Source organism: Planktomarina temperata RCA23, assembly GCF_000738435.1.
Classification (GTDB): domain Bacteria; phylum Pseudomonadota; class Alphaproteobacteria; order Rhodobacterales; family Rhodobacteraceae; genus Planktomarina; species Planktomarina temperata.
Map to the genome: position 1 here is coordinate 3086456 of NZ_CP003984.1, position 22850 is coordinate 3109305.

At 54.5% G+C, this 22850-nt stretch carries 23 protein-coding genes; 10 read left to right on the plus strand and 13 right to left on the minus strand.

The genetic code is table 11. The annotated features are described in order from the left end of the window. Positions 1 to 7: 7 nt before the first annotated feature. Positions 8 to 931 (minus strand): 3-hydroxyacyl-CoA dehydrogenase NAD-binding domain-containing protein, encoded by a 924-nt coding sequence (locus RCA23_RS14855; protein WP_044050963.1) that lies wholly within the window; start codon positions 929 to 931, stop codon positions 8 to 10. Between the two features lie 9 nt (positions 932 to 940). Beyond that, the gene (locus tag RCA23_RS14860; protein WP_044050964.1) at positions 941 to 1708 is read right to left on the minus strand and encodes an SDR family NAD(P)-dependent oxidoreductase; all 768 of its coding nucleotides are present in this window, start codon (positions 1706 to 1708) and stop codon (positions 941 to 943) included. Positions 1709 to 1872: 164 nt separating this feature from the next. Between RCA23_RS14860 and RCA23_RS14865 the strand changes: the two genes are divergently transcribed. Continuing rightward, entirely contained in the window at positions 1873 to 2487 is a 615-nt protein-coding gene (locus RCA23_RS14865) for a globin family protein (RefSeq protein ID WP_169701430.1), read from the plus strand. A 26-nt stretch (positions 2488 to 2513) separates the two neighbouring features. Here the strand turns inward: RCA23_RS14865 and RCA23_RS14870 are convergent, their stop codons facing one another. After that, entirely contained in the window at positions 2514 to 3470 is a 957-nt protein-coding gene (locus RCA23_RS14870) for a tyrosine-type recombinase/integrase (RefSeq protein ID WP_044050965.1), read from the minus strand. A 123-nt stretch (positions 3471 to 3593) separates the two neighbouring features. On the opposite strand from RCA23_RS14870, the gene RCA23_RS14875 reads away from it, so the two are divergent. From RCA23_RS14875 to RCA23_RS14895, 5 genes are all read left to right on the plus strand, one after another. Next, a complete protein-coding gene (locus RCA23_RS14875; RefSeq protein WP_268870332.1) occupies positions 3594 to 4652 on the plus strand; it encodes a porin in 1059 nt (352 codons plus the stop codon). A gap of 179 nt (positions 4653 to 4831) precedes the next feature. Beyond that, complete coding sequence (gene leuS / locus RCA23_RS14880; protein ID WP_044051642.1) at positions 4832 to 7390, plus strand: leucine--tRNA ligase; 2559 nt, start codon at positions 4832 to 4834, stop codon at positions 7388 to 7390. Positions 7391 to 7448: 58 nt separating this feature from the next. Next, entirely contained in the window at positions 7449 to 7847 is a 399-nt protein-coding gene (lptE, locus tag RCA23_RS14885) for an LPS assembly lipoprotein LptE (RefSeq protein WP_169701431.1), read from the plus strand. Further along, positions 7844 to 8869, plus strand: a complete 1026-nt coding sequence (gene holA / locus RCA23_RS14890) for a DNA polymerase III subunit delta (RefSeq protein WP_044050968.1) — start codon at positions 7844 to 7846, stop codon at positions 8867 to 8869. Before lptE ends, holA begins: the two co-directional genes overlap by 4 nt. Then, positions 8870 to 9457 (plus strand): glutathione S-transferase family protein, encoded by a 588-nt coding sequence (locus RCA23_RS14895; protein ID WP_044050969.1) that lies wholly within the window; start codon positions 8870 to 8872, stop codon positions 9455 to 9457. Here the strand turns inward: RCA23_RS14895 and RCA23_RS14900 are convergent. Beyond that, positions 9430 to 10653 (minus strand): BaiN/RdsA family NAD(P)/FAD-dependent oxidoreductase, encoded by a 1224-nt coding sequence (locus tag RCA23_RS14900; RefSeq protein WP_044050970.1) that lies wholly within the window; start codon positions 10651 to 10653, stop codon positions 9430 to 9432. The two genes, RCA23_RS14895 and RCA23_RS14900, sit on opposite strands and share 28 nt — an antisense overlap. A gap of 202 nt (positions 10654 to 10855) precedes the next feature. After that, the gene (locus tag RCA23_RS14910) at positions 10856 to 11788 is read right to left on the minus strand and encodes a porin (RefSeq protein WP_044050972.1); all 933 of its coding nucleotides are present in this window, start codon (positions 11786 to 11788) and stop codon (positions 10856 to 10858) included. Positions 11789 to 12025: 237 nt separating this feature from the next. Between RCA23_RS14910 and RCA23_RS14915 the strand changes: the two genes are divergently transcribed. Next, positions 12026 to 12688 carry a YggS family pyridoxal phosphate-dependent enzyme gene (locus tag RCA23_RS14915; protein ID WP_044050973.1) on the plus strand — a complete coding sequence of 221 codons (663 nt, stop codon included), beginning with the start codon at positions 12026 to 12028 and terminating at the stop codon, positions 12686 to 12688. A 6-nt stretch (positions 12689 to 12694) separates the two neighbouring features. Here RCA23_RS14915 and RCA23_RS14920 read toward each other — a convergent pair whose 3' ends face one another. Together RCA23_RS14920 and ribA are read right to left on the minus strand one after the other, a co-directional pair. Then, positions 12695 to 13189, minus strand: a complete 495-nt coding sequence (locus tag RCA23_RS14920) for a L,D-transpeptidase family protein (RefSeq protein ID WP_044050974.1) — start codon at positions 13187 to 13189, stop codon at positions 12695 to 12697. Further along, positions 13186 to 14241 carry a GTP cyclohydrolase II gene (gene ribA / locus RCA23_RS14925; protein ID WP_044050975.1) on the minus strand — a complete coding sequence of 352 codons (1056 nt, stop codon included), beginning with the start codon at positions 14239 to 14241 and terminating at the stop codon, positions 13186 to 13188. Before ribA ends, RCA23_RS14920 begins: the two co-directional genes overlap by 4 nt. Before the next feature lie 143 nt (positions 14242 to 14384). Between ribA and RCA23_RS14930 the strand changes: the two genes are divergently transcribed. Beyond that, positions 14385 to 15071, plus strand: coding sequence for a response regulator transcription factor (locus RCA23_RS14930; RefSeq protein WP_044050976.1), 687 nt, complete (start codon positions 14385 to 14387; stop codon positions 15069 to 15071). A 252-nt stretch (positions 15072 to 15323) separates the two neighbouring features. On the opposite strand, the gene hpaH is transcribed toward RCA23_RS14930, so the two are convergent. From hpaH to RCA23_RS14945, 3 genes are read right to left on the minus strand one after another with little or no spacing between them, the layout of a single operon-like run. Further along, entirely contained in the window at positions 15324 to 16121 is a 798-nt protein-coding gene (hpaH, locus tag RCA23_RS14935) for a 2-oxo-hept-4-ene-1,7-dioate hydratase (protein WP_044050977.1), read from the minus strand. Then, positions 16118 to 16975, minus strand: a complete 858-nt coding sequence (locus RCA23_RS14940; protein WP_044050978.1) for a fumarylacetoacetate hydrolase family protein — start codon at positions 16973 to 16975, stop codon at positions 16118 to 16120. The genes hpaH and RCA23_RS14940 overlap by 4 nt, the downstream gene beginning before the upstream one ends. Further along, positions 16972 to 17379, minus strand: a complete 408-nt coding sequence (locus RCA23_RS14945; RefSeq protein ID WP_044050979.1) for a 5-carboxymethyl-2-hydroxymuconate Delta-isomerase — start codon at positions 17377 to 17379, stop codon at positions 16972 to 16974. Before RCA23_RS14945 ends, RCA23_RS14940 begins: the two co-directional genes overlap by 4 nt. Before the next feature lie 174 nt (positions 17380 to 17553). Here RCA23_RS14945 and RCA23_RS14950 point away from each other — a divergent pair, with 174 nt between their 5' ends. Together RCA23_RS14950 and hpaB are read left to right on the plus strand one after the other, a co-directional pair. After that, entirely contained in the window at positions 17554 to 17991 is a 438-nt protein-coding gene (locus RCA23_RS14950; protein WP_081870992.1) for a MarR family winged helix-turn-helix transcriptional regulator, read from the plus strand. Next, entirely contained in the window at positions 17988 to 19448 is a 1461-nt protein-coding gene (gene hpaB / locus RCA23_RS14955; protein ID WP_044050981.1) for a 4-hydroxyphenylacetate 3-monooxygenase, oxygenase component, read from the plus strand. The genes RCA23_RS14950 and hpaB overlap by 4 nt, the downstream gene beginning before the upstream one ends. 22 nt (positions 19449 to 19470) lie before the next feature. Here the strand turns inward: hpaB and RCA23_RS14960 are convergent, their stop codons facing one another. From RCA23_RS14960 to RCA23_RS14970, 3 genes are read right to left on the minus strand one after another with little or no spacing between them, the layout of a single operon-like run. Further along, positions 19471 to 20523: an ABC transporter ATP-binding protein gene (locus RCA23_RS14960; protein ID WP_044050982.1), complete on the minus strand. Its 1053-nt coding sequence runs from the start codon at positions 20521 to 20523 to the stop codon at positions 19471 to 19473. Then, complete coding sequence (locus tag RCA23_RS14965; protein ID WP_044050983.1) at positions 20511 to 21932, minus strand: mannitol dehydrogenase family protein; 1422 nt, start codon at positions 21930 to 21932, stop codon at positions 20511 to 20513. The genes RCA23_RS14960 and RCA23_RS14965 overlap by 13 nt, the downstream gene beginning before the upstream one ends. Next, complete coding sequence (locus RCA23_RS14970; protein WP_044050984.1) at positions 21929 to 22822, minus strand: helix-turn-helix domain-containing protein; 894 nt, start codon at positions 22820 to 22822, stop codon at positions 21929 to 21931. The genes RCA23_RS14965 and RCA23_RS14970 overlap by 4 nt, the downstream gene beginning before the upstream one ends. Between the last annotated feature and the right edge of the window lie 28 nt (positions 22823 to 22850).

Consider the following 22850-nt stretch of genomic DNA (forward strand, 5'->3'; position numbering starts at 1 on the left):
GCGCGGCTCAGGTATCAAGAGCCTTTCGCGTGGCCAAGATGCCTATCAAAGCGGCATCGCGTTCTTGCTCCAATTGCGCAATGGATTTGCCCCCGGCCTCGGCCTCAACGCCTGCGATCAACGCGGCCCGCAGCTCTGGGGTCAATCGCGGGGTGCCAAGCGTGCTCCAACGCCCCTCCTGACTGTCACCGAGATGCTCAAGATAATGCGCCATGCCCCCAGCGCCGCCGCCCAGATGATAGGTCATATGCGCGCCCATAACGGCCCAGCGCAGCCCGGGCCCGTTCACCAACGCAAGATCCACCGCCTCCACATCCGCGATGCCTTCAGCAACGATATGCACCGCTTCGCGCCAGAGCGCAGACGCCAGCCGATTGGCCAAATGACCCACCGCCTCGCGTTTCATGCGCACCGGCACCCGGCCAATGCGGCGGTAAAGATCTTCGGCGCGGGCCAAACTCGCCTCCGCAGGGCAAAACAGCTCAACCAAAGGCACGAGATGAGGCGGGTTGTAGGGGTGGGCGTTCAGCAGACGCTCCGGCCGGTCCATCTGTGCGCTCAGACGCGACCAGGGCAGACCAGAGGCGCTGGAGGCAATCAGAGCATCTGCCTCGGCGTGTAGCTCAAAGCGGCGGTAAAGATCGTGTTTAACATCCAGGCGCTCAGGTGCATTCTCTTGCACGAAAAACGCGCCTGAAAACACCTCTGTAAGCTCACCATGAACTGTCAAACGTCCTGGCCTGTCCGCGCCCGCACCCAATTGCCGCAGTTGCGCCATGGGCGCCTTGACCCGATCTTCCAGCGCATCCCGCGCCTCGGGATCAGGATCCCAAGCCTGCACATGCACTCCATGATGCAAAAACAATGCAGCCCAGCTGACACCAATCAAGCCAGCTCCTAGAATCGCGACTGGGCGCTCTGTATCCAGCATTTGGACGGTTTACCGCGGCGCCATACGGATGGCGCCGTCCAAGCGGATGACTTCACCGTTCAGCATTTGGTTGTCGATGATATGTCCAACCAAATTGGCATATTCCGCCCCCTGACCCAAGCGCCGCGGGAAGGGCACCTGCGCGCCCAGCGCATCTTGAACCTCTTGCGGCATACCGTCCATCATGGGGGTGGCGAAGATACCCGGCGCAATGGCGCATACACGAATGCCTTTATCGGCCAGATCCCGCGCCATTGGCAGGGTCATCCCTACGATTCCACCCTTGGATGCTGAATAGGCAACCTGGCCGATTTGCCCATCATAGGCTGCCACGGAAGCTGTGTTGATAATCACACCCCGCGCGCCGTCGGGTCCGCATGGATCTGCGGCTGCCATTAAACAAGCGGCTTGAGATGCGCAATTGAAACTGCCAATCAGATTCACTTGGATCGTTTTCGCAAATATCGCAGGATCATGCGCCGCGCCGCGTGACACGGTTTTAATGGCCGGGGCAATACCCGCACAGTTGATCATGATGCGCGGCGTGCCGAGCTCCGCGACCACTGCGGCAAACCCTGCGGCGACGCTCACAGGATCGGCCACGTCAACATGTTGAAACAACCCGCCAACCTCCTGGGCCACGGCCTCACCTGCCTGCGTGTTCAGATCAAAAACCACCACCCGTGCGCCCATGTCCGAGAGCTTCCGCGCGGTGGCCGCACCTAAACCAGAGGCGCCGCCTGATACAACGGCTACAGCAGAGTTTTCAAATATCATAAGCATTCCCCAAATGTGGCCGCAGGATCACGGCCAGCCATGGTGTTAACTTATTGCAACCACCGGCGAGGTCAAACCGCATAATGCGTTTTGACAGGGGCGCGTTGCGCCTGTAGAGCAACGATCCACATCCGATGCCCACGGCCACGCATAAGGAACGCCCTTTGAGCAGTACGAACGCCCCCCGCTATCAAGCTGAAAATGGCTACCTCACACAGACCACCCGAAAATCCTACATAAAGCGAGCTGTAGAAGCCAGGCTTTTGCCCCCACATGCGCGGCGCATGGAACAGATCACCTCACTGCAGGCGTCACAGGATCCGCAGATGCCCATCCAGTTTTGGCAGCTCTTTTCCGTTTTGGGGCCAGAGCCCATTGTCGGGATTGTTGCTGATTTTTATCAACGCCTGTTTGACGACGAGCCATGGTTCACATCGGTTTTCGCGCGGGTCGGCAACCTCAATCACCATATTTCAACGCAGGCCAGCATGTGGCTCGATGTCATGGGCGGCGGGCCTTATTACCACGGGGCAGAATTCAGGTTGAATTTCCATCACACCCACAATGCCCATAGTTTGATGAATGAAGAAGGTGCGCGCCGCTGGGTCACACTCATGGTCGCTTCGCTAGAGGCCTCAAAGCCGTTAATGGGCGATGATCCTCGGGTGCGGGCGAGCCTCAACACCTTTCTCGCGCATTTCTTCGCAAAATATGCGCGGGATTTTCAGTTTGAAAACCGTGAAACATTCGGGTCGATTAACCCGCCGGTCCTCCAATAATCACAGATGACCGCAGCGGCCTGCATTTAAATGCGGTCAAAATCGAGCGAGTCGGCGACGATATCAACCCGATCTTGCAAAGTATTGGGAAAGAGGCGGGCATAGCGTTCGGTCATAGAGATATTGTAATGCCCCAGCAATTGCTGAACCTCATAAATACTTGCGCCATTGTTAATCAAAAGGCTGGCATAGGTGTGGCGCAAGTCATGCATCCGAACGGAGCTCAGGCCCGCGCTGTCTCGAGCCTTAAAAAACGCAATATGCAAGCTGGTGCAGGGTTGGCCCGTGCGGGGGTTGGCGAACACCCAGCTGTCCCGGGTGATCGGCAGGCCCAGAGCCTCAGACCGCAATTTCACCTGCTCCAGAACCGCCAGGGCTTTTTTGCTCAAAACCACTGTACGGCTGCGGCCACTTTTACTGACGGCAACAAAAAGCTCGCCCTTTTGCAAATCAATGCAGGTCCATTTGGCCAGGCGCAGTTCGCTCTTTCGTGCCCCGGTGAGCAAGAGCAATTTGACAAATAAATGCAAGAACGGATGCGTGCTGCGCTTACAAGCGCTCAGCAGACTTTTGATCTCCGTATGGGTTAAGAAGCGCTGCATATAATCGCCTGTTGGCAATTTCTTGATGACGACAGCTTTAAATGGGTTTGTATCGAGATAACCCCATTGCACGGCAATGTTTAGAATTCTGTTCAACATGCTGGAATGCTTGTTCACCGTCGCAGGCTTGTAGCCCGCCTCCAATTGCGCCGTCATCCATAGGTCGAGATCCTGGCTGGTAATCTCCGCCAGGGTTTTTGGCCCAAAGATTGGCCTAATGTGTTTGTCGAACACATAGAGCTCCAATTGGCTCCGACGCTTGGTCGCCTTGGAGAACGCATAGTATTTATGATCGAAGAAATCTGCGAAACAGGAGAATTCTTGGAGACTGTTAGACGAATTGAAATCGGTTGTTTTAAAAATATTTGAAAAAATAGACATACTGAGGCCCTCCTCGAGCGCCTTTATACTGACAAACAACACTATTTGGAACTGATTCGTCTAAAAAGCAGTACCAATGGCTAACTTTAGCATGAAAGCATTCTCCTTACTTCTACTGCTCTGGTGATGACCGCTGGTGTTGCCGCTGCAGAAGTTACCTTCTCAGGCACAGCAAACTTTGGTTACAACGACACAGATGCCACAACTGGCGCATCTGTTGGCGCTGCTTTCTCCGACATTGATCTGAACATCGCATTTTCACAAGAGCTGAACAACGGCTACACAGCCGCCGCTTCTTTTGAGTTTGACGTTGCCAATGCGGACCAAGGCGCGAGTTTCAATGCCTCTGATGCTGTGATCTCTTTGACAAATGCTGATTCCGGCATCCACTATGGTGACACGAAACATGGCGCTGAAAACGCATGGTCTGCGGTTGGCTCCATGGAAAACGACGCCTTCCGTGTCGCAGACGGCGAAATGGTGACCCGCGCTGACATGACCTTTGGCGGCGCAAAAATCGGCATCTCTTTGGGTGACGATACAAACTACACGGTCACTGCCGCATCTGGTACCACCCCCGCTGTTAAGGGAACTGAAAAAGATTACATTTCACTCGGCATCACAGGCACTGCAGGCTCATTCTCCTATGCGCTGGCCCATCAAAATGCAAACACCGCTTGGCTGGACGGTGATGACAACTCAGCAAAGTCGCAACAAGCAACAACCGGTGTTCGTGTGAGCACAACTTTGGGTGGCGCAACTGTTGCACTGGGTTATGCCAAAAACGACGATGGCGGTTCAACCGGCATTGAAGTCAGCTACCCAATGGGCGCACTCACCACAACAGCATCTTACGTTCAAGAAGGCGCAGCTAGCGCAGAAAACAAATGGGATGTGAAAGTTGCCTATGCCGAAGGCGCATTGGGTGTGACAGTTGCTACAGACGAAAGTCAGGACTGGAATGTTGACGTGTCCTACGACATGGGTAACGGCATGAACCTCTTCGTCGGTGCTGATGACGGTGGCAAAGACACATATGCTGGTGTGAGCTATGATCTCGGCGGCGGTGCATCGCTCTTGGCATCCTACGCAAATGACAGCAACAACACTGATACTGACGACGAAGTTGGTGCAAAAGACTACAAAGAAGGCATGACCTTCCAGCTTTCTTTCGCATTCTAAGTCGATTGAAATCGAACCTTCCGAAGGCGGCCCGAAAGGGTCGCCTTTTTCATTTTTGGATGATGATTTTTCGGCATGGATCCCTTGGAGCTCTGGAAACCTGAGCCAAAGCAGCCTATGACTGGCGGCGGGCGCCTAATCTGGGTTTGGCCCATGAATATATAGACGAGGCAGATCTCATGAGCAGCTATTCCCCCGCCGAAATCGAAGCCAAATGGCAAGAGGCATGGGCCAAAGGCGAGACCTTCAAGGCCGTGGCCACTGCCGATCGTCCGAAATATTATGTCCTGGAAATGTTCCCCTATCCATCGGGCCGCATTCACATGGGCCATGTCCGCAATTACACCATGGGCGATGTGATCGCGCGTTATAAGCTGTCTACCGGGCATAATGTTCTACACCCGATGGGCTGGGACGCCTTTGGCATGCCGGCCGAAAATGCCGCGATGGCGATCGGCGGACATCCAAAAGAATGGACCTATGACAACATCGCAACCATGCGCAGACAGATGAAGCCCTTGGGCCTGTCCATCGATTGGTCGCGCGAGTTCGCCACCTGTGACCCAGAATATTACGGACAACAACAGGCGTTGTTTCTCGATATGCTTGCCAATGGTTTGGTCTATCGCAAGAATGCGATGGTCAATTGGGATCCAGTCGATATGACGGTTCTGGCCAATGAGCAGGTGATTGACGGCAAAGGCTGGCGTTCCAATGCCGAGGTGGAACGCCGCGAGTTAACACAATGGTTCTTCAATATCTCATCGATGTCGGGCGAATTGCTCAGCGCCTTGGACGGGCTGGAAAACTGGCCTGCCAAAGTTCGGTTGATGCAGGAAAATTGGATCGGCCAATCGCGGGGGTTGGAAATGACCTTCCCGCTGACGACACCCCAAGATGGTCATGAGGGCATCACCGTTTACACCACCCGCCCCGATACATTGGTGGGCGCATCATTCATTGGACTGGCCGCGAACCACCCGCTGACCCAAAGCCTGGCAGCTCAAAACCCTGCCTTGGCGGAATTCTGTGCCGAATGTAAGAAAATGGACACAACAGAAGCCGCTATGGAAAAGGCTGAAAAGAAGGGCTTTGATACCGGCATCACCGTGCAAAATCCGCTTGGCGGCGCGCCATTGCCTGTTTGGGTCGCCAATTTTGTGATGATGGATTACGGCACCGGCGCAATCTTCGCCTGCCCCGCCCATGACCAGCGCGACCTTGATTTTGCGCGGAAATATGATCTGCCCGTGATTGATACCTTCTTTGCGCTCAACGATGATACACCCGTGACAGATGTGGCTTTCGTGCCGGCCAAAACGGAAACGGTGCGCTGGGTCAACCAACCGGCCGGCCTGCAAGAGGCCACGGGGCAAGAGGCAATTGACGCCACCATCGACTGGGCCGAAGCGCTGGGGCTTGGCATCGGAAAAACGCAATGTCGTTTGCGCGATTGGGGATTGAGCCGACAACGCTATTGGGGGTGTCCGATTCCGGTGGTGCATTGTGACAGCTGCGGCGTTGTGCCGGAGAAAAAGGAAAACCTGCCAGTCCGCCTGCCTGATGATGTGACGTTTGACATTCCGGGGAACCCGTTGGATCGGCACCCCACTTGGCGCAACTGCGCCTGCCCCGCCTGCGGCAAGGCCGCCCGCCGCGAGACCGATACCATGGATACTTTCGTGGATTCCTCTTGGTATTATGCGCGCTTCACGGCCCCCAATGCCGCCACACCTACGGATATGGCGGAGGCCAGCTATTGGATGAACGTCGATCAATATATTGGCGGCGTGGAACATGCGATTTTGCACCTGCTCTATTCGCGGTTCTTTGCCCGCGCCATGCAGATCTGTGGCCATTTGCCCCCTTCTGCGATTGAACCTTTTGACGCGCTTTTTACCCAGGGCATGGTCACCCATGCGATCTATAAATCAGAGGGCAAAGACGGCCGGCCTGTCTATCACTACCCCGAAGAGGTGGCACTCCGGGATGGAAAGGCTTTCTTGCTTGATGGCGGCGCTGAGGTCACCATTGTGCCGTCCGCAAAGATGTCGAAATCAAAAAATAACGTGGTGGATCCGATCAGCATCATCAGCAGCTACGGAGCCGATACGGCGCGGTGGTTTGTTCTGTCTGACAGTCCGCCAGAGCGCGATGTGGAGTGGACCGCTTCTGGTGCGGAAGCGGCGTTTAAGCATTTGAACCGCGTCTGGCAACTTTGCGATAAAATCGCCAATATGGACAAAAATCAATCTGGCGAAGGGGATAAGGATCTCCTGCGCGCGCTCCACAAAACCATTGTGGACGTCACATCGGGGGTGGAGAGTTTTGGCTTCAATGCAGCAATTGCCAAGCTCTATGGTTTCACCGCAACATTAGCCAAATCCAAGGCCGGATATGCCGCGCAGCATGAGGCAATCAGGACCTTGGCGCAATTGATGGCACCGATGACGCCGCATTTGGCAGAGGACATTTGGGCGCATCAAGGCGGGCAGGGGCTTATTGCCAATGCGCCTTGGCCGAAAGCAGATCCGGAGCTCTTGATCGAAGATGAGGTCACTTTGCCCATCCAAATCAACGGCAAGCGCCGTGATGAGATCACTGTGGCCAAAGATATGAGCAAAGAAGAGCTCGAAGCCTTGGTGTTGCAGAATAACGCTGTGATGAAAGCGCTTGATGGTGCTACACCTAAGAAACTTGTCATTGTACCCGGACGTATCGTCAATGTGGTTATCTAGCCGACGCGGATTTCTAAGTGCAGCTCTTGCTCTGGCGGGCTGTGGGCTTATTCCTGTCATGGAGCCCAGCTCGCAGCAGCTTTACAATCAGGTCCTGATCCAAGCCCCGGTCAATCGGGCGGAATATGAGCTGGTGCGGAACTTAGAAGCGCAGCTTGGAGTCGCAAAAAGCGCGCGTTTTGCGTTGCGTTATGAATTGAACGTCACAGAGGACAATATCGTTGTCTCCGCCGCCCAAGAGATCAGCCGCTATAGCCTTGTCGGCGAGCTGGAGTATTCCTTGCGGGACAACAATGGCGCCATCCTGACCCACCAGAGTGCAAAATCATTCACCGGCTACTCCGCCACAGGCACCACCGTCGCCACCCAGCGGGCTCAGCGAGACGCCCATGACCGCTTAATGGTCATTCTGGCAGACCAAGTCTCCACGGCGCTGCTTACACTGGACCTCCCATGAAGCTCTCCGCCCGCGACGCAGCGGCGGTTTTTGCGAAGCCCAATCCCAACAAAACAGGGGTGTTGATCTATGGCGCCAATGCGATGCGCGTGGCGCTGAGGCGACAGCAATTGATCAAGGGGCTGATCGGCCCGCAGGGCGAAGAGGAAATGCGCCTCACGCGCCTGCAGGGCGGTGAGTTACGACGCGACGGGGCCGCGCTGAATGATGCCATCAAAGCAGTCGGGTTTTTCCCCGGCCCGCGCGTGGTTCTCGTGGAAGACGCCAATGACAATTGCGCCGATGCAATCCTGGCGGGATTGGCCGATTGGCAGGCCGGTGATGCGCAGATGGTTGTCATTGGCGGCGCTCTAAAGCCGACATCAAAAATCCGCAAAGCTTTTGAAGCCCATCCCAATGCCTGGTCTATCGCCATTTTTGATGAACCGCCCACCCGCGCCGAAGTGGAGGCCGCTTTGGCAAAAGTCGGCATGGGCGCGGTCGACGCTGAGGCCAGCGCGGCCATTACAGATCTTTCCAAGGCCATAGATCCCGGAGATTTCAGTCAATTCTTGGAAAAATTGTCCCTATATTGCATGTCCCAAGCCGGACCCGTCACCCTAAGAGATGTTGAGATCTGCGCGCCGCAATCCACCGAAGCGGCGCTCGATGATGTCATTGGGTTGGTGGCCGATTTGAAAACAAATGAGATTGCCCCAGTGTTGCACCGCGTGATCGCTCAGGGCGGAACCGCCACCGGGCTTTGCATTGCCGCTTTGCGCCATTTTCGCCTTCTCCACGCCGCAGCCTCTGATCCAGCAGGCGCGCAGCAAGGTGTGGCAAAGCTTCGGCCGCCGGTTTACGGGCCACGTCGAGATCGGATCCAACGGCAGGTCGGCGCTTGGCGTCGAGACCGGCTGGAACAGGTGATTTCGCTTTTGCTAGACACTGATTTGCAGCTACGATCTGCGGGGCAAACCGCGCCGCAAATGGCACAGGTTGAGAGATGTTTCATCCGAATTTCAATGATGGGGAAAAGATAAATGTATACGGTATTGGGTTCGACCAAAAATCGAACTTTGCGAGTGATTTGGACGCTTGAGGAATTGGGCTTGCCCTATGATCAGGTCAAAGGCGACCCTGGCTCAGCAGAGGCCAAGGCGCACAACCCCAGTGGTAAAGTGCCGGCCTTGGTGGTCGATGGAGAGGTTCTACCTGATAGCGTTGCGATCATGAGTTTTTTATCTGACCGTCACAATGCCCTAACCTTTCCAGCCGGATCTGTCGAACGGTTGCGCATGGATGGGCATATTCATTTCCTGCTCGAAGAATTCGACAGCCTACTCTGGGTTTCGGCGAAAAACTCTTTTGTTAATCCGCCTGAGCACCGTGCCGCCGAAGTGAAGCCCGTGTTGAAATGGGAGTTTGAACGCAGTTTAAAGCGGCTTGAAGCCCGGCTTCAGGGCGCGTTCCTCATGGGCGAGCAGTTTACAATCGCCGACATTTTGGCAGTGCATTGCCTCAATTGGGCCTATACGGCGAAATTCCCAGACGCCAGCCCTGTTTTAAAGGACTATGCCAAACGCTGCCGAGCGCGTCCGGCCTATGTAAGGGCTTTAGCGGAAAGATAATCAGCGGCCGCGCGGCCAGCCCAACGGCCGGTCGCGAGGCAGGCGGTGATCAAATAACCGCCCGTCGGTGCGTCCCAATTCAGCATCTCACCGGCGCAAAATACGCCCGGGAAATCCCGAAGCATCAACTCAGGTGTCAATGCGTCCCATGACAGTCCACCAGCTGTTGAGATGGCCTCATCTATAGGGCGCGGTCCCGAGACCTGCAGCGGCGCAGCTTTGATTGCAGCAATAAGCCCATCGGTATCGCGGGGCATAGGGCGGGTCAGCTCAAACAGCAGGGCTCGTTTTGTGGCATCCAGTTTGACGGATTTTCGCAAGAAATTGCTCAGACTGTCCTTGGGCTTGCGATTTGAAATCATGTCCCTCAAGGCGTGGATTGAAAGCTGTGGCGCCAAATCAATCCGGGCCAAAGGGGTCTGCCGCAGCATCCGCCCCAGCGCATAGATTGCCCCGCCTTCCACACCGGATTGTGTGATCACAAATTCACCACGGCTTCGCTGATCTGCGACGGTAAGTTCGATATTCTTTACGGGTTGGCCAAAAAACGGGCGCATATGATCCGACCAAGCGCGCTGCAGTCCCACATTTGACGCTTGAATAGGGACAATCGGCACGCCCGCCGCCGCGACTGGCGTTTGCCAAGCGCCATCAGACCCTAAACGCGCCCAACTCGCGCCACCGAGCGCGAGGATCAACGCCCCGGCCGTCACGGCGACCTGGCCCTTTGGCGTGGCCAGCAGATGCGGCGCATCTGTGGTCAATGGACCGATCCATCGGTGGCGGCGCAGCAATACAACACCCAGCGCATCGAGCCGCGCCAGCCACGCCCGCAGAAGGGGAGACGCTTTCATGCGCGTCGGAAAAACCCGGCCTGTGCTGCCTGTGAAGACCTCCTGCCCAAGGCCTTGCGCAAAGCCGATGACCTCAGCCGGCCCAAATTGCGCTAGAATGGGCTTCAAGGGGGCGATGGTGTCAAAATGCTCCAAGAACGTGTTGGGCTCTTCTGCCTTGGTTAGGTTGAGACCAGATTTTCCAGCCATGAGAAATTTTCGTGCAGGGGAGGGCATCGCCTCAGCTATTGCCACACGCATCCCAGCCCGCGCGGCTTGCTCTGCCGCCATCAGCCCGGCTGGGCCCGCGCCCACAACCAATAGGTCAAACACATTTTGAGACTGGGCTTGGGCGTGATCCATATTAGGTGGATCCTTGCGAAGGTGCCGGTGAGCTTATCATTTTGTGTTCCGTGACCGCTGCTGCCCCGTCGATAGCGCCGGCCCTTCTGCCGCGCAATGAAGAATTGCGCAATGTCACATCAAACGCGCTGCAATGCGACAGGCGCAACAAAAAAGAGCGACGCCAAAGCGCCGCTCTCTCTTTAACCGAAGTTGGTTTCGCTTAGAATGCGAAGTTCAAACCAACAGCTGTCAGGTCGTTTGCTGTACCGGCTTTGTCGTGCATTGCTGCAAAAGCAGATGCGCCGCCACCGAGTGCGTAATCAGCGATGATTGTAGTCGCGTCAGCTTCGTCGATTGCGAATGATGCAACCAGGTCGCCTGCAGAGTACTTAAGTGAGAAATCCCACTCGTCGCCAAATGCATCCGCACCAGCTACTTCGCCTGGCTTGATTGCTGTGTAACCAACAGTCAAAGCGTCCATTGCATATGAGAAGCCAACTGTTTGCTCGTCTTCGCCACCGGAAGCCAATGACTCGTCTTCAACAGAGCCCTTCAGCGTCAAGCCATTGCCCATTGCGTAAGATGCAGCAATCTTAGTAGCGCTGCCACCGTTGTCGTCGTTGTTTGTACCAGTCAATGTGAGTGCTACGCCAGCAACGTCACCGCTTAAGCTATAAGAGCTGTGCGATTCGCTTTCATCAGATGTCATTGCGACACTCCAACCAGCGATTGAACCGGAGAGTTTTACGTCATGTGCGCCATCAGTGTCATCAAACAAGTTGTCGATGCCTGCGTGATCTACAGTCAATGTCCAACCAGCGTATGAAACTGCTACGTCTGCTGCAGTTACAGGAGCGCCTTGCTGTTCCATCTCATCATCATCGTTGTAGTCGATTTTAGCGCCAGCGCCCATGTCTAAGCCCAGTGATACAGCAACACCGTTGTCGGATTCAGCAGAAGCTGTGATATCGAAGTCATAGTATGATTCAAAGAACATATCGACGCCGTAGGAAGTGGTCGAACCTGCTTTAGCGTCGGATGCACCGTTGTCATCGATCAGTGCAACGCCGGCTGTGCCGGAGAAAGATACGTCAGCTTGGGCAACGCCAGCGGCGAGAACCAAAGAAGTAGTTGTAAGGAGGATGCGTTTCATGTTTTTCCCTCGAGTTGCTATCCAAAATAAAAATACCAAGCCAAGGAATACCTTGGTTAAGCATTACGGCTTTAGTGACGTGAGAACGGCCCTTGGGTCAAGTGATCCCCCTGTCACAAGGCACCGAAACGCCAACATGATGCACAGATGTCACACTGCATCGGTGGTTTTCAGCCAATGACATCCTGCCTGTTCCTGTTTAAACTCAGGTTAATGTCGAAAAAAGGTTAAAAAAATATGTCACTGTTCCATGTTTCGGAAGAGATTTTACAAGCGCAGCAGGACGCCGGACGCGCTTCAGGCTCGGTGGAGCTGATTGCCGTGTCCAAAGTGCAGCCCAATGATCGTGTTTTGGCGGTTCTGCAGCAGGGTCATCGGGTTTTTGGTGAGAATCGCGTGCAGGAAGCGGAAGGCAAATGGCCGGAGTTCCAAAAAACATTCCCCGATGCAAAGGTGCATCTGCTCGGACCGCTGCAATCGAACAAAGCGCGCGCAGCCATGCGCCTATTTGATTGTCTCCACACGTTAGACCGCCCCAAATTGGCAACCGCTCTGGCGCGCTTGGCCCAAGAGCTGGGCCATTGCCCGGCGCTTTTCATCCAAGTCAACACCGGCTTGGAACCACAAAAGGCCGGCATTGCCCCCGATGCGGTAGATACATTCGTCAAAGACTGCCGTGCTCTGGATCTGCCTGTGATGGGCTTAATGTGCATCCCACCTGTCGAGGAAGAGGCCAGCCTGCATTTCGCGCTTTTGGCCAAACTGGCGCGGCGCAATGGGCTAGAGGGATTATCCATGGGCATGTCCGATGATTTTGCCAAGGCAATCTCCTTTGGCGCCACCCATGTCCGGGTTGGCTCAGCGATTTTTGGCGCGCGGGTGCAGGCCCCTCATCCGTGAGCCGTGTTAACGGACAATAAGCCGGGTGCCGGGCACTGCCCGCGTGGCCAGCCAATGAATATCTGGGCGTGCCAGCGCAATACAGCCCGCTGTAGGTGCGCCTAGTTTGCGCCATTGGTGCATGAAAATCGCAGAGCCCGCCCCTGGATGTGCATTGGGCCAATTCCAATCCGTGATCAACACAATGTCATATTGCGGATCTGCCCGACGCATCTGTTCGTGACTGGCCTGCAAAGGCGCGCGGCAAAGCTGATTATATAATGGGTGAGCCGGATCATCACACCACAGATCTCCAGGGTGGATTGGAACCGCCCAAGGGGCGGGCGGCGCAATCCGGTCGGGGCGATACATAAGCGCAGCAATGCGCAAGATGCCACGGGGGGTCGCCCCATCGCCTTCTCTCTTATCATCGCGCACCCCGCCGCGCCCACAGGTCGCCGCGAGCGTGCGACCAAGATAGCGCAAGCGACCAGAGGCATAGACCATATCAAAGGCGCTCATAGCAAATGCCCAGATTTTTCCGCCTTAGTTCGCAGATAGCCGCGGTTCTGCGCTGTGCCGCCCACAACCAATGGCACGCGTTCAGTGACCATAAGGCCTTGGTCTTGCAAGCGGGCAACTTTATTGGGGTTATTGGTCATCAACCGTATGGATAAAAAGCCAAGGCTTTTGAGCAACTCTGCCCCGATCTGAAAATCCCGCTCGTCATCTTCGAAACCCAGGCGATGATTGGCCTCAACCGTATCAAAACCTTGGCTCTGCAACGCATAGGCCCGCATTTTATTGGCCAGACCAATCCCGCGGCCTTCTTGATTGAGATAGAGCAGGATCCCGGCGCCTTCCTGCCCCATCTGCGCCAAAGCACCTTTGAGCTGTGGGCCGCAGTCACATTTCAAGGATCCCAGAATATCCCCAGTGAAACATGCCGAATGCAAACGGGTTAAGACCGGTGCCGCCCGATCGGGCGCGCCAATCTCAACCGCATAATGTTCATCCCCACCGCCATCTGGGCGAAACACATGCAAACGTCCCGCTTGACTAACCTCCAGTGGAAGTTGCGCAGAAACCACATGCGCAAAGCCAGGCTCCAACAAGATATCCACCGGCAAATGCGTTAAACTGCTGAGCGGCTCGGGGCTGTGCACCGTGATCGCCATGGGCAAAAGATGCGCCGCTTTCAATAGCGCCACCGCAAGGCGTTGCCCATCAGCAGATCCGCCGCGCAGGGCTTGGAAGGGACCCTTCATCGGATAGCTAAGGTCGAGAATGGGATCGGCCACCGCATGGCACCAGCGCGCATCGACCGACAGAGGCACAGAAATGCGCGCCACATCCCCGTCATATGCGTTGATCTTAAGCGTATCGGCCCGCCACTTTGACAAAACCGCTTGCACCTCACCCAAAGCGCGCAGCGCCTCCAGCCGGTCTTGCGTCAAAGTCTCTGCCGCGCAGACCACAAGAGGCTGCGGCAAATCAATGACCACCGGCAGACCCATACGAAGATCGGTCAAAGCACGAGCGCGCAGCTCAACAGGAGAAGGTGATATACTCATAGAACGTCCGATAGCCCTTTTTTCGGGTGAATTGAAACAATTCCTTCATTTATGACACGAGGTCGTGAGATCACTGTCGCAAATCTTGCAATAAAGCGCCCAAGCGCGCAGGTATAGGCTATCCTATGAATTGGAGAGGTAGAATGGCACAGCTTAAAAAAGTTCTTTTGATCGACGACGACGAAGATCTGAGAGAGGCTTTGAGCGAGCAACTTCTTATGACGGAAGATTTTGATGTCTACGAGGGCAACAGCGGCGCGGCGGCTTTGGAAAAGGTCAAGCAGCAGAGTTACGATCTTTTGGTCTTGGATGTGGGTCTGCCGGACACAGATGGGCGTGAGCTGTGCCGATTGATCCGCAAACAGGGCGTTAAATGCCCCATCGTGATGCTCACCGGCCATGATACAGATTCCGACACGATTTTGGGTCTGGATGCCGGCGCCAATGACTATATCACCAAGCCCTTTAAATTTCCCGTACTTTTGGCCCGTATGCGCGCGCAGCTGCGCCAGCATGAGCAATCGGAAGATGCGATCTTCACCCTTGGGCCCTATACGTTCAAACCCTCAATCAAGATATTGGTCACCGCTGATGACAAGAAAATTCGCCTGACCGAAAAAGAAACTAATATCTTAAAATTTCTATACCGCGCCACCGAAGATGTGGTGCCACGTGACATTCTTTTGCATGAAGTATGGGGCTATAATGCCGGCGTCACGACCCATACGCTGGAAACCCATATTTATCGCCTGCGTCAGAAAATTGAACCCGATCCCGGCAAGGCCAGCATATTAATTACCGAAAACGGCGGCTATCGCTTGTCAATGTGACCCCCTCCAATCCCCGGCGCCGGGGCATTATCGCAAGGCGTCTTTCCTCCCTCGACCTAAGCCCGGGCCCCGCGCCCGGGTTTTTTTGGTCTCCTCCAATCACCGTTATGACAAAGACCTCTGCATAACGCCATTTCAACACGAAAGGCCTGGGCGGATGCCTATGAACGGTAGTGAAATCACTCAAAATTTGAGCAATAACTATACATATCAGTATACCCAGACGGTGAATGCACCTGCCGAGGAGCTTGTTCAGGCAAAGCCAATGGATACCTGACCAAAGGCGCCAAAATCAGCAACAAATTCATCCTTTGGTCGCGCTTCAATCGGACGAATGAACGAGCCAGACAGAACAACATCGCCAGCGCGAATTTTCTGCCCATAGGCTTCAAGACGTTCGGACAGCCAAACGATTCCCATAACCGGATCGTTCAAAACACCCGCGCCAAGACCGGTCTCTTCAACCTCTCCATTGCGGCTACAAATCGCACCAGCCCAGCGCAGATCAAACGCGCTTGGATCATGACGTGCGCGGCCCAAGACGATACCCGCATTGGCCGCATTGTCGGAAATCGTATCAAAGATTTTACGGGTCTGCCCTGTGTGCGCATCGACGCGCTCAATCCGCGTGTCGAGAATCTCTAGCGAGGGGCAGACATAATCCGTCGCGGCCAGCACCTCATCGCGCCGCACGGCACCGTCCAAATCCGCTTTCATCACAAAGGCGATTTCTGCCTCGATGCGCGGCTGTATAAACCGCCTCGCTGGCACAGTCGCGCCATCTTCAAAATGCATATCATCAAACAAAATCCCACTGTCGGGGATATCAATATTCAAAGCATATTGCATCGCCTTGGACGTGAGGCCAATTTTCCAGCCAATCACCCGACGACCATCAGCAATCTTCAGCGCAACTAGGGCTTTTTGCACCGCATAGGCATCATCCATCGTCATCTCAGGATGGGCGCGGGTCAACAGTCCAATTTGTTTATGGCTTTTTTCTGCCGCAAATAAGGCCTGCGCCGCCTGGGAAATCTCTGCCGGGGTCATGTCTCATCCTCGACAGAATTGCGCAGGGTGCCAAGACCGTCCGCGTGAACTTCAACCACATCACCGGGTTTGAGAAAAATTGGAGGATCAAACCGCGCGCCGGCGCCGGTCGGGGTTCCGGTGACAATAATATCACCGGGCATCAAAGTGGTGAATGTTGAGATATATTCGATTTGACGGCGGATGGGAAAAATCATGCGGCTGGTACGATCGTCTTGGCGCAGCTCCCCGTTGACATGGGTGGTGATGCGGACATCGTCCAACTGCGCGGCATCCTCAAAAGGCACCAACCACGGGCCCATAGCCCCAGACCTGTCCCAATTCTTACCCTGCGTGACATTGAATTTCGCATGGCGCACCCAATCTCGGATTGTCCCCTCGTTGCAAAGGGTCAGGGCGGCAATGTGATCATAAGCATCTGCTTGAGAAATGCGGCGTCCGGCCTTGCCAATGACAATGGCAATTTCGCCCTCATAATCGAGTTGATGCGACTCTGGTGGACGGACCAAGGCCTCTTCATGTCCGACAAAACCACGGGCAAACCGTGGGAAGAGTGACATATTCGCAGGTGCCTGGCTGCCGTCTTTATATTCCGCATTGCGGTCTGGGAAATTGACCCCGACACAAATGATCTTCTCACCGCCCGCCTCGGGCATGTCATAGGTGAAGCTGCCAAAATCATGGGTAACAGAGGCCCCCTCTGCCGCTTGCGCCAGCTGCGGCAGGGCCTGCGCGCGGATCACCTCTGTCAAAGTCGCCCATTGTGGGAAGTTCGGCGATAAAGCAATGAAACCAGCCTCCGTCACAGCGCCATACAGTGCCTCACCCGCCGCGCGAATGGATGCAAATTTCATGAGTTTTCTCCTTTGACAGATGGCGCATTGATCCGCGCATGGATGCTGTTGGTTTTCCAGCTGAAGGGCTTGGAAATTGTCACAATTTCCAAAGACAGCGCAAAATAGGGATCCGCCAACAGCGGTGCAAAAACCGCCTCCGCACGCGCCATTAAGAACGCGCCAACCTCAGATTTGGTCGCATCACTGCGCCCCTCCCCCATGCGTAGGACCATATCCACAAAGGCATTCTTGGAATGCCCATCGGCGACGCAATACTGCGGCATCGGATGCGCCCGTACCCGAATGCCCGCCAGAGGAAACACACCGGTTTGCTGCATGGCAACACTCATGACAGAACAAAATTCTTTCATATCAACGTCATGATCTAAATTTTGCGAATATTGAACGGTCAGATGTGGCATGGTGAATCCTTGGCAATCATGATGAAATCATCGCAGCCTGACTGAAAATAACAAGTGAGGAGTGCTCATTGATCTACAATTTTTGCATTTCACACCAGGTGAGCCGAGATTTTCTTGACAGAGCGGAGCATCTCTAATTAATTAATATATGAATGATTCATAGATGAGTGGTAAATGCCAAAATTTCTAGACAGCCTCCCAATGATCCTCAGCCGCTCCTTGGATCGGGTGATGCCAAGCTATCGGCGTCTATTTCAAGCCAATGATCTGACGGATCAACAATGGCGGGTCCTCCGCGCGCTTTGGGAAAAACAGCATCTGACCTCAGCGCAAATCTCACAGATCACCCTCTTGCCCCCGCCCTCATTGGTCGGAATTCTGGATCGGCTCGAGAAGAAAAACCTCATTGGGCGCCTGCGCTCGACCGAAGATCGCCGACATGTCCACATCATCCCCACCCAAAAGGGGCGCGCTTTGATGGAGCATATGATGCCCATGGTGGACCGCATTCATGACGATTTCATGCAGCGCGTGACAGCGGCTGAATGGGCTGAATTTAATCGAATTTTGGAAAAATTATCGGAATCTACAGAGAAACGGAATTTGGCATGAAAAACGCTGGAATCAGAACCGGAGCGCAATATCTCGAGGGGCTGCGCGACGATCGTGAAATTTGGACGCGCGGGACGCGGGTCAAGGATGTGACAGCGGAGCCGGGCATGGGCGGCGGTGCGGCCTCTTTGGCGGGTTTTTTGGATCGGCAACATGAAGCGGCCTACCGCGATATCGTGACCTATGAAGATGCCCAGGGCATTCGCTGCGCCATCTCCCATATGGTGCCCAAGTCCAAGGCCGATGTGGTGCAACGCGGCCGCGCCTTTTATGAATGGGCCACATGGTCCAATGGCATGTTTGGCCGCACTCCAGATTACAAGAACGCCTCCGTTATGGCCTTTGCCCATGCCCCAGGATTTCTAGCACAGGGCAGCAAGGGACAGGCAGATTTCGTTCAAAATATGACCCGGTTCTATGATGAAGTCAGGCTGAATGATCGGGTGTTAACCCATACTTTGGTGAACCCCTCTGTCTCACATGCGCAGGCCACCAGCGGTAAATTCGACGAAGAGGTTGCATTGCATGTGGTTAAAGAAACCGATGCTGGGATCATCGTGAAAGGCGCAAGGCTTTTGGCCACTTTGGGGCCATTATCTGATGAGATCGAAGTCTTCCCCTCAACGCTGTTGCGGGCCGATGACAGCAATATTCCCTTTGCCTTCGCCTTTGCCATTCCCATCGCCACACCGGGTCTCAAGATGATCTGCCGGGACAGCTATGACCATGGTAAATCCCATTTCGATGCGCCCCTATCGTCGCGCTATGAGGAGATGGATGCGGTGGTCATTTTTGACAATGTCTTGGTCCCCTGGGAGCGGGTGTTCATGTATGGTGAACCAAACCTATGCAACCAGGCCTTCGCCCAAACCAATGCGGTGGTGCATATGGCGCATCAAGTGGCCTGTGGAAAGCTGGCCAAGGCGGAGTTCATGGTCGGCGTCATGTGCGCCATTGCCAAGGCGACGGGCCGCGATAAGGATTTGGCCACCAAAGGCATGATTGCTGAAGTGATGTTGATGGCCGAAACCGTGCGCGCCCTGCTCTTTTCGGCAGAACAACAGGCCCATGAGGATCAATGGGGCAATTTCATTCCGCTGCGCGGCCCTTTAGACGCCTCGCGCAATCTCTTTCCCAAAATGTACCCGCGGATGGTGGAGATCCTGCAACTCTTAGGCTCCTCCTCCCTTATGGCGACGCCAACTGAGGCGGATTTCAGCAATGCCATGGCAGGCGACGTGGAAAAATATTTCCAACTGACCCATATGGACAGCCGCGACCGCGTTGGCCTGTATCGCCTGGCACATGACATCGCCGTCTCTGGCTTTGGCAATCGCCAAGCGCTTTATGAGCGCTTCTTCTTCGGCCCGCCGCAAATCATGAGTTCAGTCTATTTTGATGGCTATGACAAGGACAGTAAGATTGCCCGCGTTGAGGATCTTTTGGCACAGGCTTAAAGCTTTTAACCCTGAGCCAATATTAGCTGGACGAGCTATTGGCCTCGATGCGCAGACCTGAGCTTTGATCAAATAGGTGCAGAGCATCGCTTTGCGCCGTAAACCACATGGTCTCACCTTTTGCAGTTTTTGGCGGATGCTCCATTTTCACAATGAAGGCCTCGCCAGAGGCGCTCACCAAGTGCACCAAAGCATATTCGCCCAATTGCTCCACCAGATCCAATGTACCACCAACAAGGGCCTTGGCTTCCGTGCAGCCTGTCAGATGCTCTGGGCGAATACCAATATGTGCACCAGTGGCCGCAGCTGGCAAAGACTTGCTGCCGTTTTTGGCCAAATCTGCCTGGGTGAAAAAATTCATCTTCGGACTGCCGATAAATTGCGCCACAAAAGCATTGGAGGGGTTACGATAGAGATCAATGGGAGAGCCAATCTGCTCCACCCGGCCCGCACGCATGACGACAATTTTGTCGGCGAGCGTCATAGCCTCAACCTGATCATGGGTGACATAGATCATTGTGGACTTTAACCGCTCATGCAAACGGGCAATTTCCAAACGGGTCTGCACGCGCAAAGCGGCATCGAGATTGGACAGGGGCTCGTCAAACAAAAACACTTCGGGATCGCGAACAATTGCCCGGCCAATCGCCACGCGCTGACGCTGCCCGCCCGATAAGTTGCGCGGGCTGCGGTCGAGATAATCGGTGATCTGCAGCACTTCGGCGGCTTCACGCACCCGGCGATCAATTTCCTTTGGCGGCGTTTTGGCCTGTTTGAGACCAAACGCCATATTGTTGAACACGGTCATATGCGGATAAAGCGCGTAGGATTGGAACACCATCGCCACGCCACGCTTGGCCGGCGCCACTTCATTTACAACTTTATCGCCAATGGAAATTTCACCGGAAGTGACTTCTTCCAGCCCCGCAATCATCCGCAGCAAAGTCGACTTGCCACAGCCAGACGGCCCAACGAAGACAACAAATTCACCTTCTTCAACATCCAAGTCCACCCCATGCATGACCTGAAGATCACCATAAGATTTTTTCACGTCACGAATTTTTAGACTGGCCATTTTTTTTCCATTTCTGTGATTGCAGCGATCAACGCTGGCGTAAATTCCGGGTGGTCTTGCGGCAGGGTGCCCCAAAGCGAAGCGGATCGCGCAAACCGATCGACTTGGCCCGCCTGCAACAGCTCGCGCAGATTGTCCCAATAGGGTTCCCCATATGCGATTGGCAGAGTTCCAGCCTCGATATGCTTACAAAAGACATACCAGCTCGCAATTGCGCGCAGACCAGCGCGCGGCAAAATTCCCTGTTTCAGGCATCCCGCAAGGGTTGGATGAATGAAGATTGGGAATTTCAGATACCCATCCGCACAGATCCGCTCAACCGTGTCCCCGATGGACGCATTTTTGAACCGCATGATGATTTGATCAAGATAGAGGTTTTTGTCGAATGGCAGCGCCTCGACCAATGCGGGCAACACTTCGCCGCGTTCAAATTCTTCAAAATGTGCAAAAAGCTCCGGATCCGCCATCGCCTGATCAAAAGTGTGATGTCCAGCCAAAGCGCCCAAATACGCCAAGCAAGTGTGACCCCCATTGAGGATGCGAATTTTTGCTTCTTCATAGGGATCCACATTCTTAGTGAAGGTGACGCCCACCTGCGTGAGATCCGGCCGCGCGGCAGCGAAATGATCGTCCACTACCCATTGCGTGAAATCTTCAGCCATCACCGGTGCAAAGGGGTCAGGGCCAACGAGGGCCTCCACTTCGCTTTGCAAAGCCTGTGTGCTGCGCGGTGTGATCCGATCAACCATAGAGCAAGGAAATGTAACACAGCTGCGAACCCATTGGGCAAGATCCTCGGCTCCGATCAAATCAAGATAGGCAAAGAGGTTGCGCTTCAACATTTTGCCATTTCGCCGAATATTATCACAGCATAAAATCGAAATCCCGCCCAATCCGGCGGCTTGCCTGCGAGTTAAAGCGCGGGTCAAATATGCATAGATGGTGCACGGCGCACCGCCGCCTAACTCTGCAACTATGCTGGGATCCTCAGGGTTTAGCGCCCCGGTTTCGTCCATATAATAGCCGCTTTCGGTAACGGTGATCGTCACCATATGCACCGATGACCGCGCCAGAAGCGCTTCGGCTTCCTCAGTGTTATCCGCCCAGTCAGAAAATTTCACATGCGACCGAACGCGGCGGAAATCTACATCCCCGCTGCTGGACATAGATTTGAGCACATAGCCACGGCTTGCCTCTTTAAGACCGGCAAAATTGGGCGATTCCGCAGCACGCAGATTGACCGCCGCGATGCCCCACCGCAGATCCCCCGTTTGATCCATGTAGTCATCGACATAAAGTGCCTGATGGGCCCGATGAAAGGCGCCAAAACCCAAATGCACGATGCCGATTTCGCAATCTGTGCGGTCATAACCTGTCTCAAATAAGGCCGGAGAAGACATTCGGTTCATGAGACAACTCCTAAATTGGAGGCCAGTTCAGCTTGCGCAGTTTGACGATATTCGGTGGGGGTCATGTGCTTCATCTTTAAGAAATGGCGATTGAAGTTCGCCAGGTTTTGAAATCCCACATCGAAACAAATCGACGAGACCTGTGCATCGGTGGCATAGAGCATACCGCAAGCCTGCCCAATTCTAATCCGAGTCACAAATTCGACGAATTTATGACCTGTGGTCGCTTGAAAATTACGCGAAAACGCCGCGGGAGACATGCGCGCAATTGCAGCAGCGCGCTCAACGGAGATATCTTCCGCAAAATTATTCAGGACAAAGTCAATAACCTCACCGATACGCGCCTGTTTTCCGTTGCCATCCGTTTGAACCATTTTACTGACTGAAAGCACCTTCTTTTCAGCATGTTCGTTCACCCGCACCATCAGGCGCAAAAATGCCACGATCCGCTCTGGCCCCCGGGCATCACGAATGGCTTCCATATGGCCGCGTGCGAAAGTCGGGTTAAACCCAACAAACTCAATGCCAGATTGCGATAGGGTCAACATGCGCTGCATATCGGCAAATTCAGGAAAGGCCATTTTCAATGCATCAAAGCTGGATTGATTGAACTGAACCAACATGTCGCGGATCTTGACCTCGCGCGCCCAGACATCATCCGTCACCCAATTATGCGGCAAATTCGGGCCGGTGAGATAGAGCGCGCCCGGTCCAAAATCACCAATATAATCGCCCACAAAGGCCTTGCCACGGGTTTCTGCGATGAAATGCAGCTCATATTCTTCATGGCTGTGCCAGCGGCACAAATCCGTCGGCAGGCCATGCTCAAGGTAGCGGATGCTCCTTGTGGATCTGTCAATAAACTCAATTTGCGGCTGGATAATAGACATGGCTTACCCCAGCCCGCCGTTACGGTCT